Here is a 13,557-nt window from a genome sequence, read left to right on the forward strand (position 1 = left end):
ATATCCTTTAATAAAATTCGTGTTACAAGTGTTTAATGAACGGATCAATCTTCGTAGTGGCACAACATTTTTTTTATGGGCAATTGACATTATCGAAAACTAGGAGTATCATGAACATATGAACAATAATTCATATGTTCATATAAGGAGGAGAATATGAGTAATTTGAAAAACGAAATAGAAAGCTGTGAAATAACCAAAACTCACAAGGATATTATTGATAAGGTGAAAGATTTATTACCTGAAGAAGAGAAATTATACGATCTTGCAGAATTATTTAAAGTGTTTGGGGATAGTACAAGAATAAAAATTATATGTGTACTTTTTGAATCAGAAATGTGTGTCTGTGATATATCTGCAATATTAGGTATGAGCCAGTCAGCTGTTTCACATCAGTTAAGAGTACTAAAACAGGCGAAGCTCGTTAAGTATAGAAAAGATGGAAAAGTAGTTTATTATTCATTAGATGATGAGCATATAAAGGCTATTTTTAATATGGGGCTTGAACATATTGAAGAAATGTAAAATTAGTATAAATTACAAATAGGGAATGAGGAATTATAGAAGAAATTCTGGTATGCAGAATTCTTATCGCCTTGTTAATTCCTAATTCTTAATTACTTTATTACATAAGGGGGGTATAGATATGAATGAAGCAAATTTGGGAAAAAGTATAAAAAGAAGAGAGTATTTGCTTGAAGGGTTATGCTGTGCAAATTGCGCAGCTAAGATTGAAAAAAATGTATCTAATATAAAAGATGTGACTACAACATCACTTAATTTTATGACGAAAAAATTAATCGTAGGGGCAGATAGTGATGCTGCACTAGAAGAAATTTTCCCCAAACTTGTTAAGATAGTGAATTCAATAGAGCCTGATGTAAAAGTAATCCCTAAATCTGAAAAGATAATTAAATCAAAGTATAAATCAAGTATAAAGTATGATGCTACAGAAACAAAAAAATCAAATTCAGAGTTATTAGAGGATATTAATGAACATCAGTATGAAGAGTGTGAACAATGTGAGGTGAAGATTTCAAGTAATAAATCTTCCAATGATGAAAATCAGGAAAATAGAAAAAAAATTATCAGATTGGCTATAGGCGTTATACCTTGTGTAATTGCAGCCATATTCAAATTTAATTGGTATATAGAATTTATACTATTTGCAATAAGCTTCCTTATTATTGGAGGACAGGTGCTTATAAAGGCTGGAAAGAATATATATAACGGGCAGATATTCGACGAGAATTTTCTTATGAGTATTGCTAGTATAGGTGCTTTTGGTGTAGGACAGTTCTCAGAGGCTGTCGCAGTTATGCTGTTCTATGAAGTGGGAGAATTTATGCAGGACTTAGCAGTGGATAAGTCCAGAAAATCTATTTCTTCTATGATGAATATAAGACCTGATTATGCCAATATTAAATCGGGAGATAAGTTAATTAAAGTTAATCCCGAGACCGTAGAAGTGGGAAGTATTATAGTAGTAAAACCAGGCGAAAAAGTACCTCTTGACGGTATAGTGAAAGAAGGAATTTCAACAGCAGACACTTCTGCATTGACTGGTGAAACACTTCCCAAAAATGTAGAGCCAGGGGATACTGTACTTGCTGGATATGTAAATACGAATGGTGTTATTGAAGTAGAGGTAACAAAAACTTTCGGAGAGTCAACGGTATCTAAAATACTTGACCTTGTAGAAAATGCCAGTGCAAAGAAAGCAGTGACAGAGAATTTTATTACTAAATTTGCAAGATATTATACACCTTTTGTAGTATTTTCAGCTATAGCGCTTACTGTTATACCGACTATATTCACAGGTGATTTTACTAAATGGATTTATAGAGCGTTAGTATTTCTTGTAATATCATGTCCATGTGCACTTGTCATTTCAGTTCCTCTAGGCTTTTTCGGAGGTATTGGCGGCGCATCCAAACTTGGAATACTAATAAAAGGCGGCAATTATCTTGAAGCATTAAATGATGTTAAAATGGTAGTGTTTGATAAGACTGGAACTCTTACAAAAGGAATTTTTAAAGTTACAAGCATAAAAAATGAAGCTGGTTTCAGTAAAGAAGAGGTATTGGAAGTTGCTGCTTTAGCTGAAGGTCTATCAAACCATCCAATAGCCGTTTCAATTAGAAATGCTTACAAGAAGGAAATTGATAATAAAAGAATTACAAACTACAGTGAAATTACTGGAAAAGGTATTAGCACTATCATAGATGGAAGAAAGGTGCTAACTGGAAATAGTAAGCTGATGGAATATAATAATATAAAATATAATAAAGCTGCTGAGACGGGTACTGTAGTATATGTAGCTATAGATGGTGCGTATGCTGGCTGTATAATAATATCGGATGAGGTAAAGAGTGATTCGAAAGTTGCTGTAGCTAATATGAAGAAAGCAGGAATTAGAAAAACAGTTATGCTTACAGGGGATATGAAAGCAGTAGCAGATGAAGTAGGCAGAGAAATTGGAGTAGATGAAGTTTATGCTGGGCTCTTACCACAGGATAAGGTTGAAAAAATAGAGGAACTTAGAAGAAATCTTTCACCAAAAGAAAAGTTGATTTTTGTAGGTGATGGAATAAATGATGCACCTGTTTTAGCCAGAGCAGATATAGGGATTGCTATGGGAGGGATAGGTTCTGATGCAGCAATAGAAGCAGCAGATATAGTTATAATGACTGATGAGCCATCAAGGATAGTGTCAGCAATAAACGCAGCTAAAAGAACAAGAAGAATTGTAATGCAAAATATAATTTTCGCATTAGGAGTAAAAGTGATTCTATTGATACTCGGTGCCTTTGGAATAGCTAACATGTGGGAAGCAGTTTTTGGAGATGTAGGAGTAGCGCTTTTAGCTATACTTAATTCAATGAGAGCGTTAAAAGTAGAGAAAAGAGTAGAGAGTAAAGAGTAAAGTGAAGGTAGGAATTCAGCTGTGCTGAATTCCTACTAATATATTTTGTTCCTTTTTATGAAATTTGCATTACAAGTGCTTAATGAATGGATCAATCTCCGTAGTGTCACAACATTTATTAAGGCGAGTCTTAATAAAATATAATGTTGAAAATGTATTAAAGTATGGTACAATATTAGTGGTAGAATGTATTTATAAACAGAATACATCATTCTACGATAAAACAGCTTAGTATCAAAAGTATAATAAGCTATGTTGGGGAGGTATTTATGAATAAGTTAGATAATTTAGCGGTTAATTCTATCAGAGTAATATCAGCCGAAGCAATACAAAGAGCAAATTCTGGTCATCCAGGATTACCTTTAGGGTGTGCACCTATGGCATATACACTTTGGAGTAAACATATGAAGCATAATCCTAAAAATTCTAAGTGGTTAGATAGAGATAGATTTGTACTTTCAGCAGGTCATGGTTCAATGCTTCTATATTCTCTTTTAAACCTTTTCGGTTATGGATTAGATATGGAAGAAATTAAGAATTTTAGACAGGTTGGTAGTAAAGCACCAGGCCATCCTGAATATGGTCATACTGTTGGAATAGAGACAACTACAGGACCACTTGGTCAAGGAGTATGTAATGCAGTTGGTATGGCTATTGCTGAAGCACATTTAGCAGAAAAATTTAATAAGCCTGGATATAATGTAATAGATCACTATACTTATTCAATAGTAGGTGATGGATGTCTTATGGAAGGAATTTCATCCGAGGCTTGTTCTTTAGCAGGAACTCTTGGACTTGGAAAACTAGTAGTTCTATATGATTCTAATAATATTTCAATAGAAGGAAATACAGACATAGCTTTCAGAGAAGATATTTCAAAGAGATTTGATGGATTTGGCTGGCAGGTACTTAGAGTAGAAGATGGTACTGATCTAGATAAGATAAGTGCAGCCATTGAAGAAGCAAAAAAAGAAACTAGCAAACCAAGTATTATAATTGTTAGAAATATAATTGGATTTGGGTGTCCTGATAAACAGGGTAAAGCATCAGCTCATGGTGAGCCACTTGGAGAAGAAAATCTTAAAGCACTTAAAGAAAATCTAGGATGGCACTATGCACCTTTTGAAGTACCAGTCGATTTAAGAGAGTATATGGGTAAGTTTGTAAGCGAGGCAGAGAAGAAGGAAAAAGCTTGGAATGAATTGTTTGCAGCTTACAGAAAAGAATATCCTGAACTAGCTGAGCAGTGGGATTATTGGTTTAGCGGAAAAGTAGATGAAGAGAAGCTTAACAGTGAAGACTTCTGGAAATTTGAAAAATCAATGGCTACAAGACAGTCTTCAGGTGACTTAATAAACAGGCTTACTGCTATAGTTCCTAATCTTATTGGAGGTTCCGCAGATCTTGCACCTTCAAACAAGACATATATGAAGGGTAAGGGTGATTTTTCAGCAGAAGATAGATCAGGAGCAAATCTTCATTTTGGTGTAAGAGAGCATGCCATGGCTGCTATTGGTAATGGAATAGTTCTTCATGGAGGCCTAAAGCTATTTGTTGCGACTTTCTTTGTATTCAGTGATTATATGAAGGGAGCAATGAGACTTTCAGCACTTATGAAAATACCAGTAACATATGTGTTAACACATGATTCAATTGGTGTTGGAGAAGACGGACCTACTCATCAGCCTATAGAACAGTTAGCAGCATTAAGAAGCATACCAAATATGACAGTGTTCAGACCAGCAGATTCAAAAGAGACAGCTGCAGCTTGGTATACTGCAATAACAAAACAAGACGGCCCTGTTGCTCTTGTGCTTACAAGACAGAACTTGCCTCTATATAATGAAAGCGGAAAAGAGGCATTAAAGGGAGCGTATATCATAAGAGATAGCAAGAAAGCTACTCCTGATGCTATACTTATGGCATCTGGTTCAGAGGTTGAACTTGTATATAAAGCTGCAGAGCAGTTAGAAAATAAGGGCATAGATGCAAGAGTAATAAGTATGCCTTCCTGGGAAGTATTTGAAAAGCAAAGTGATGAATATAAGGAAAAAATCCTTCCAAAATCAGTTAGAAAGAGGTTTGCAGTTGAAGCAGCAAGCTCTTTTGGCTGGTATAAATATGTTGGTCTCGACGGTGAGATATTGAGCATAGATCATTTTGGTGATTCCGGAAAAGCAGAAGTATTGTTTAAAAATTACGGCTTTACTGTTGATAATGTAGTAGAAAAGGTTGAAAAGATGTTTAAATAAAAAAAGGAGCTTAGGCTCCTTTTTTATTATAATAAGGTGGGTGTTTTTATGAGTAATGAAGAGTATAAAAAGGAATTCTTTTTTAAAGGAAATGACAAGGGATGCCTTTTAGTACATGGTTTTTCTTCTACACCAGCAGAACTTAGAGAACTTGCTGAGCGATTAAGCAGCGAAGGTTTTACGGTATTAGCAGTAAGATTAGCAGGGCATGGAACTGAAATTGAAGATATGGAGAAATGCACTTATAATGATTGGATAAAGTCTGTTGAGGAAGGATATATGAGGCTAAAAGACATTTGCAAAGAAATATATGTAATTGGACACTCAATGGGCTCACTATTAGCATTATATATAGCCGAGAATCATGTAGTTGATAAAATAGTGACTTTGGCCCCTGCAATTATTACAAAGGATAAAAATGCTAAGTTTGTACCTATAGTAAAACATTTTATAAGATATATTGAATGGAAAGCTAAAAACAGACCAGAGGAAGAAGCAAAATATTTGCTTGGATATAGAAAAATTCCCCTTGCAAGTGTACATGAATTAGGAAAGCTTCAGAGAATTGTAAGAAAACAATTACCACAAATTAATAAACCTATATTAATAATTCAGTCACATAAAGATCAAACAGTGGATGAAAAAGGTGTAGAGGTCATCGAGAAAAATGTGACGTCTCAAAATGTGAAAAAAATATATTTAAATAACTGCGGGCATAATATTACAGTGGAATGTGAAAAAGAAAATGTATTTACTGAAGTTACCAATTTTCTATTAGTCTAATTATCAATTTTAAATAGAATTTCTTTAAGGTTTCTGTTAAAATAATACTGAATAAAGCGTTGAAAAGGAGAGCAGTAGATAATGGATATAAAAACTCTTAAATGCCATGGTTCAGGTAATGACTTTATATTGATAGATGAGATAACAAATGATTATAATTTCAGTGAAGAAGATAGAGTAGAAATTACTAAAAATCTTTGTGATAGAAAAATGTCCGTAGGAGCCGATGGAGTACTATTTGTACTTAATAGCAGCAAAGGTCATGGAAGAATGAGAATTTTTAATGCAGATGGTTCAGAACCAGAGATGTGTGGGAATGGACTTAGATGCGTTGGAAGATATGTTATGGAATTAGTAAATAAAAAAGAAGTGCTTATAGAAACTATGAAGACAGTCTATACTGTAAAAAAAGTAGAGAATATCTTTAAGGGAGTTGCGACAATCGAGATTATTATTGACTCAGTATCGTTTGAAGCAGCTGATCTTCCAATGATATCTCATGAACATGAAGTATCGATGAAAAAAATTGAAAAGCTGTCAGATACACTTTTATTTAGCGCTATAAGTATAACTAATCCCCATTTGGTGGCTATTGTAGATGAAATAAGCGAAGGACAGCTTCAAGAAGTTGGATACAAAGCTAATAATACACCAGAAATTCTGCCTAAGGGTGTAAATGTAAATTTTGTAAAGGTAATTGATAGCCAGAATATATATGTAAAGACATATGAGCGGGGAGTTGGCTTAACTAAGGCTTGTGGTACAGGTATGACAGCTTCTGTTATTTCAGCTGTGATAAATGGTAAATGTGCAATGAATGAGGAAATAAATATATTTAATGACGGTGGAATGATAAAATGTACAGTTTGTAATAATGATAAAGGTTACTTTGTTAAGTTCGTAGGAAACGCTACTTATCAATTTACAGGTAACTTCAAATACACAAAGCCTCTGCCTAAACATCCTATTCATTATGATTATGACAGCTATAAAGCAGAGACTGAATGCTATGAAAAGATGTTCCTATATACTAGAGAAATAATAAAAAAAGTATTGTAAAGAAATTATTTGAGGATTATGAGAACTGCTATTTCTTTGTTGAGGAAAACTATATACTTTGCAGAACGGAATGTATAAAAGCAGCATGGAATGGATATACTCGTGAATTCCATGCTACTAAAACTCATGTATGCTGCGAAAGAGAAGAATAAACAAAATTAAAGCGCATCATCATGAGGTGTAAATGTATTACAATCAGTTTCTTCACTGGAATCAGCATGCTGTGGTGCGATCTCTATAGCTGAAGCACTGCAGCCATTAGCTCCTACATGGTAATAGCAATTAGATACTATGCATTTTACACCATTCAATTTTTCAGAAGATTTTTCAATTCTTGGCTCCATTTCTATTCCTCCTTATTTTTAAAATTACTATATTATTTTAACCACCAGCATTACATTTATGCTGTAAAAATGTGTTATAATAAATTGATTAATATCTTGAGTGAGGTGAAGTTATATTGAGCAGGGCTACTGATTACTATTTACAAAACAAAAAGAAAAATGAAAGTTTATATGAAGAACTAAAAAGGAATATTACATTTATAAGTTATATAAGGCTTATAGATTTTATAGTAGGATTGATAGTATCCGTATATACATATTATGTTAAGAATTATGTATTTTTTTCTATAGTTACTATAGTATGGATAGGCATATTTATTTATCTTGTGATTCAGCATGGTAAAGCTATTACAGAAAGGAAATATGTAGAAGCCCTCATTGAAATAAATCAGCGTGGAATTGATAGGACAGCTGGTGAGTGGAAAAGGTTTAAGGATACTGGCAGTGAATTTATTGATCAGGAACATCCATATAGTGGGGACTTAGATATATTTGGCGAAAGTTCACTTTTTCAGTGTTTTAGTTCTTGTGCTACATATATGGGAAGAAAGAGATTAGCAGAATATTTTCTGAAACCTCTTAAAAGTATGGAAGATATCATAACTAGACAGTCAACAGTTAAAGAACTTTGTGAAAATACAGATTTCAGGCAGAAAATAAATGCAGAAGCTATGCTGATTAAGGAAAAAAGCAGCAATCCAGAAGAACTTATTGAATGGTCTAAGGATAAAAATTTCAAAGAATATGGAAGCGTAGTAAAGCTTATTACATATATATTGCCTGTGCTTACTATAATCACAGTATTGCTTGTTATTTTTACTGAAAGATTTACTTATGGATATATCATTCTCGTAGCCTTTATTGATCTTATTGTTCTTAAAATTGGAGAGAAAGAACGAGTGGATGCATTAAGTACTGTGCAAAAATATAAAAATGAAATCAAAATTTATGAGAAGATTATTACTCATATTGAAAATGAAAACTTTGAATCCGAAAATATAAAAAATCTTAAAGCAAAATTGATAGTAAAAAATGAAAAGGCATCGGATATATTTAATAAACTTAAAAGTTTAGCTAATTTGGTGTCTGACAGATATAACTTATTTTATATAATAATAAATATTTTATTGATGTGGGATTACAGAAGTTATGAAAATCTTATTGCATGGAAAAAGAGATATGGAATGCATATAAGTGAATGGCTTGAAGTTATAGCTGAATTTGAAGCATTGGGAAGTCTTAGTAATATAAGTTTCGAAAATGCTGCATGGTGCTATCCTAAAGTTGGAGCAAATAATTTTAGGCTGAAAGCAGATAAATGCGGACATCCATTATTAGGAGAAAAAAGAGTTGCTAATGATTTTATTATGTCAGCTCCAGGGGAAGTTGTACTTATTACTGGCTCTAATATGTCTGGTAAAAGCACATTTCTTAGAACACTTGGCATTAACATGTTGCTTGCATATTGTGGAGCTCCGGTATGTGCTGAAAATTTTGAGACTGCAATTATGGATATATATACCTGTATGAGGATAAGCGATAATTTATCAAAAAATATATCTTCTTTTTATGCAGAGATATTAAGAATAAAGACTATAGTGAATGCCTCCAAACAGAAGAGAGATGTATTCTTTTTATTAGATGAGATATTTAAAGGAACTAATTCTATAGATAGGCATCAAGGAGCTAAATATCTTATTAAGCAGTTAAGTGCAAATGGAGCAACAGGACTTGTTTCAACTCATGATCTAGAGCTTGGAGAGCTTGAAAATGAAATGACTAAACTTAAAAACTACCATTTCCAAGAGCACTATGAAGATGATAAACTTTGTTTTGACTATAAGCTAAAAAAAGGTATATCTACTACAAGAAATGCTATGCACATAATAAAACTTGCAGGAATTGAAGTGGAGGAATGATATATGAGGAAAGTTTTGATTTATGGAAGCGGTGCAGTAGGCATAGGTATAGGTGCAGCGCTGTATGATGCTGGTTGGCAGGTTGATTTCAGCGGTTCTAAGCGTACTACTGAAGCTATAAGAAAAAACGGAGTAAAGAGAATAGGAATATTTAAAGAAGTAGAGGCTGCTGCAGGAACTGTTGGGGCCTATGAAAAATTAGAAAATATAGAAAGCGCTGCTTATGATTACATACTGGTGTGTAATAAAACTATAGTAAATAAACAAGCAGCAGAGAATTTATATGAAAACAGACATATATTGAAGGAAACAGGTGCTATAGTTATTTTTCAAAACGGCTGGGGAACGGACTCAGAATTTATTAAGCGTTTCGGAAATGCCAAAGTATTTTCAGCTAGAATTATAACGGGTTTTGCTAGACCTGAATTAAATATAAGTGAAGTAACTGTACATTCATCTCCTGTGCTTATAGGAAGTCTCTATGGTTTAGGACATGATAGCGTAAAAGCTTTATCAGAGGCTATAGATAAAGGAGGAATACCTTGTCAGGTGACAGATGAAGTCAATAAAGCTTTGTGGGCTAAGATGCTATATAACTGTACATTAAATCCATTAGGAGCAGTTCTTGGTGTAAGTTATGGAAAACTTACAGAAAGTGAAGATTCAATATTCATAATGGATAGGATAATTGAAGAAATATTTGCAGTAATTAGAGCATCAGGGCATGAGACATATTGGTCAAGTGCAGAGGATTATAAAAAAGAATTTTATGGAAGTCTTGTACCAAACACATATAACCACAGATCATCTACACTTCAGGACATAGAGAAGAAGATAAAGACAGAGATAGATACGCTTACTGGAAGTATTGTGAAATTAGGACAAGAGTTCAATGTTCCAGTTCCTTATAACACGATGATATATCACATGGTAAAAACGAAGGAAAGCTTTTTTTAAGAGAAAAGAGAAGAGAGAAAAGAGTAAAGTGAAGGAAGAAATTCTGCCAAGCAGAATTTCTGAGAATTAAATCTGATAATCAGCAGAAAATCTTTTAAAAACTATGGAAAGCTTTTTTAGAGCAAAGAGAAAAGAGAAGGTAAAAAATCGGCGGAAGCCGATTTTTTTAGGGAAATATTGTGGCACGAAGGAGATATAGAGTGAATTTAGCAATTGTTAGCAAATTTTCGTTAAGATTAGGGCAGTGTTTGAGGCGTAGCCGAGTTTGCGCTAATTAGGAGATTTACATAAAGTGTATGTGTTACTAAAAGAATGTAACTATATTATATATGAAGTAATATGAAAATAGCTCTTAAGAAAATACTAATAAACCAATAAACAAGAAAAATAATTTGGGAGAAGAAATATAGAAAATAATGCTTTGTAAATGCATAGAGCCGGCATAGGGAAGGAAGTGGTTGGAGGAGGCATTTTCCAGCCGACGGAAATCACTTCCTTCCCCTTTTTTACATATTAAACCACCCTTTTTTCTTGAATAGGATAAACATAGATACAATGATAGCAAGCATTATAAAAAGTACAATAAAATATCCATAACGATATGTAAGCTCAGGCATAAATGAAAAATTCATACCGTAAACTCCGGCGATGAAGGTTACTGGAACGAATATAGTAGTTATCGCAGTAAAAAACATCATAATTTTATTCATCTTATCAGAGGTCATAGACATATAGCTGTCTCTCAAATCTGATGTCATTAACAGACTGGATTCAATAATCTCGGATAGTCTAAGCAGATGATCATAAATATCAGCAAAATAAGCATGCCTGTTTTTGTGCTGGGATAGATGTTCAGAAGTTATTATTCTGTAAAGCAAATCCCGCATTTGATTTATTATTCTTCTAAGCTTTAGAAGATCGTTTCTGGTTGAAAAAATCTTATCGATAAAATATTTGCCGTCTCTGCTTACTTCTATCTCTTCAAGATCAGTTATACGGTCTTCAATCTCATAAACAGGTGGAAAATAGTTATCAACAAGCTCATCGAATATTTCATATTCTATGTAAATTATGCCTTCCTTAAGTAAATGAGGACTTTTTGTAATAACATTTTTTATATGTTCAAATTCCTCTAATGAATCCTTATGAAAAGATACTATAAAGTTGTTTCCTGCAAACATATCAACTTCTGTTGAGGTAAGGGTAGCATTATTTAATGCATGTATTACAAAAAAATTATAATTTTCATATTTATCTACTTTTGGACGTTGTAAATAATGAAGACAATCCTCTATGGCTAGTGGATGAAAATTAAAGAAGGTGCTAAGAAGTTCGCTTTCTTCATGAGTAGGACAATCAAAATCAACCCAGTACCATTTAATATTCTTTGAATTAATCTCATTAAGAGATATATTTTCCATTAATTTCATATCTATAGTTAAAGCTAATGTGTAAATCATATAATCTCTCCTCTAAAAGAATTATATCATAAAATAATTAACAAAAAATGATATATTTTTGTTTAAAAATGAATTATAGCCATTCAAATTTGTAAAAAAAATGATATACTATATTTAGGCTTTTATAATATGGGAGACTAAGCTTTGTAAAAGACAGTATGGAAGGGAAGAGGTGTCATCATGGAAAAGAATATGTTAGATAAGCTGGATATACAGGCTGTCAACACAGAGCTAACTGATGATGTATTGAGAGATTTAAAAACACCTATTAAAAATAGAAAAGGGTTTAAATATGATTCTTATGTGGTAACTATACCTAGATATTTTTATAGATTCATTGGAATAAGTTCTACTGAAGATGAGTATTATGATTTTTTATATAAATTAGATAGAGATTTGAAAATTTTCACTAGAAATTATTTGAGATTTGATAAGGGCCTAGACGGTAATATAAGTATAACTATACAAAATAAATTAAATGATATTTGGAATAAAATAAATATAGAGGAAATAAGCAATAGTTCATTAATTATTGAACAATTGGATAAATTGTCCTTATTCCCCAATATGCAAAATAAGTCCTTTGGACTGCAGGTAAAAAATTACTTAAAGTTTATGTTGGATTATTATATAAAGACTGTAGAAAATGTAAATAATGAAAAAGTTAAAATGGTAGTTAGCTATTGTATTTACTGGTTGAATATATATGCTAAAAACCTTTTTGAAGGTTTCAATTATGAGATGATAAATCCCAAAGTCCTGTATTATGGAGATATGACATCTGAAGAGGCATTTTTTGTAACATTACTTTCTTCATTGGGCTGCGATGTACTTTACTATAATCCTGAGAAAGCAGGAGCAATTGAACAGGTAGATAAATTTAAAGTTTTTTCTAAAGAGATAGAATATATATATAAAATGCCTCCAAAAGAATTTCCTAAGGAACTCAAAGGAAGAGTAAAGACTTCAGCCTTTACTGCTAAAGAGGAGTTGGATAAGACGCTTTACGAAGCAGGAGGAAGTTTTTATAGACCTTGGCAGTTTGCTGACTATAGCGTTGCGTCGGTAACTATGAAAACTACTTATGAAGAAATAAATATATGGGCAAAAGAAAAAGCTTATGTAAGAGACGGATGGAAAGCAGAAGCCAATACAGTTTACATTCCTAACTTGTTTGCCAAGGTAAGCGGAACTCATGAGGATGTAGAAAAATATTATAAAGAGCTTACGGATATTTTAAATTTGAAGAAAACCATACTTATCAAGGAGCTTCCATTTACAGACGTTACACCTTTAGAGTATGGAAAGCTTGAGTATGTTTATCCAGAGCGCGGCGGAGAGTTTGATATTAATAAGCTTATAAATGCCTCATGGTGGAAATATAAAGAGCTAAGGAAAGGCCTGCAAATAGCTATGGCTGAGAAGATAAGAGATTTATGTATAAATCCTGTTATCTATAATGTAGAGAATGAAGAAATTAGGGATTTTCAAGTAGACATATTCTCTGTGCTTATAAATTTAAAAACCAATCTGCTTCATCTGTTGCAGGATTTTGATTATCCGGATGATATTCCTAAAATAATCATCTATAATAATGAGCAGAATGGAAATATATCCTATGAGGATAGTATAACACTAGCATTCATGAATTCTATGGGTACCGATATAATAATTTACAATCCTTCGGGATATAATGATATTGAACAATATGTATATGCGGATTCTTATGATAGCCACAGACTTGAAAAAATGAGTTTTAATCTTCCGCTTAAAAAATATGAGGAGAAAAAAGGTTTTTTTAAAAGTTTATTTCACTTTTAGATAAATCAATTATATATAATGTAATGAGGAGTTGTG

Annotated in this window: 10 protein-coding genes; 8 read left to right on the top strand and 2 right to left on the bottom strand. The window is 32.6% G+C overall.

The annotated features are described in order from the left end of the window. Window positions 1-156: 156 nt before the first annotated feature. The 5 genes from CLORY_RS00100 to dapF all read left to right on the top strand — a co-directional run bounded on the left by CLORY_RS00100 (window position 157) and on the right by dapF (window position 7,020). Window positions 157-525 carry an ArsR/SmtB family transcription factor gene (locus CLORY_RS00100; RefSeq protein WP_079421547.1) on the top strand — a complete coding sequence of 123 codons (369 nt, stop codon included), beginning with the start codon at window positions 157-159 and terminating at the stop codon, window positions 523-525. Between the two features lie 121 nt (window positions 526-646). After that, window positions 647-2,926, top strand: coding sequence for a heavy metal translocating P-type ATPase (locus CLORY_RS00105; RefSeq protein WP_079421548.1), 2,280 nt, complete (start codon window positions 647-649; stop codon window positions 2,924-2,926). 269 nt (window positions 2,927-3,195) lie between these two features. Beyond that, window positions 3,196-5,178, top strand: coding sequence for a transketolase (gene tkt, locus CLORY_RS00110; protein WP_079421549.1), 1,983 nt, complete (start codon window positions 3,196-3,198; stop codon window positions 5,176-5,178). A gap of 48 nt (window positions 5,179-5,226) precedes the next feature. After that, window positions 5,227-5,961, top strand: a complete 735-nt coding sequence (locus tag CLORY_RS00115) for an alpha/beta hydrolase (RefSeq protein ID WP_079421550.1) — start codon at window positions 5,227-5,229, stop codon at window positions 5,959-5,961. Between the two features lie 81 nt (window positions 5,962-6,042). Further along, window positions 6,043-7,020 carry a diaminopimelate epimerase gene (gene dapF / locus CLORY_RS00120; RefSeq protein WP_079421551.1) on the top strand — a complete coding sequence of 326 codons (978 nt, stop codon included), beginning with the start codon at window positions 6,043-6,045 and terminating at the stop codon, window positions 7,018-7,020. Window positions 7,021-7,178: 158 nt separating this feature from the next. Here dapF and CLORY_RS00125 read toward each other — a convergent pair whose 3' ends face one another. Then, a complete protein-coding gene (locus CLORY_RS00125) occupies window positions 7,179-7,364 on the bottom strand; it encodes a DUF1540 domain-containing protein (protein ID WP_242954268.1) in 186 nt (61 codons plus the stop codon). Window positions 7,365-7,480: 116 nt separating this feature from the next. On the opposite strand from CLORY_RS00125, the gene CLORY_RS00130 reads away from it, so the two are divergent. Next, the gene (locus tag CLORY_RS00130; RefSeq protein ID WP_079421552.1) at window positions 7,481-9,283 is read left to right on the top strand and encodes a MutS family DNA mismatch repair protein; all 1,803 of its coding nucleotides are present in this window, start codon (window positions 7,481-7,483) and stop codon (window positions 9,281-9,283) included. Between the two features lie 3 nt (window positions 9,284-9,286). After that, a complete protein-coding gene (locus CLORY_RS00135) occupies window positions 9,287-10,240 on the top strand; it encodes a ketopantoate reductase family protein (RefSeq protein WP_079421553.1) in 954 nt (317 codons plus the stop codon). A gap of 506 nt (window positions 10,241-10,746) precedes the next feature. On the opposite strand, the gene corA is transcribed toward CLORY_RS00135, so the two are convergent. Beyond that, window positions 10,747-11,700, bottom strand: coding sequence for a magnesium/cobalt transporter CorA (corA, locus tag CLORY_RS00140; RefSeq protein ID WP_079421554.1), 954 nt, complete (start codon window positions 11,698-11,700; stop codon window positions 10,747-10,749). Window positions 11,701-11,880: 180 nt separating this feature from the next. Here corA and CLORY_RS00145 point away from each other — a divergent pair, with 180 nt between their 5' ends. Further along, complete coding sequence (locus tag CLORY_RS00145; RefSeq protein ID WP_079421555.1) at window positions 11,881-13,521, top strand: YceG family protein; 1,641 nt, start codon at window positions 11,881-11,883, stop codon at window positions 13,519-13,521. The last annotated feature ends 36 nt before the right edge of the window (window positions 13,522-13,557 follow it).

The sequence above is a fragment of the Clostridium oryzae genome (genome assembly GCF_002029235.1).
GTDB classification, from domain to species: domain Bacteria; phylum Bacillota; class Clostridia; order Clostridiales; family Clostridiaceae; genus Clostridium_AE; species Clostridium_AE oryzae.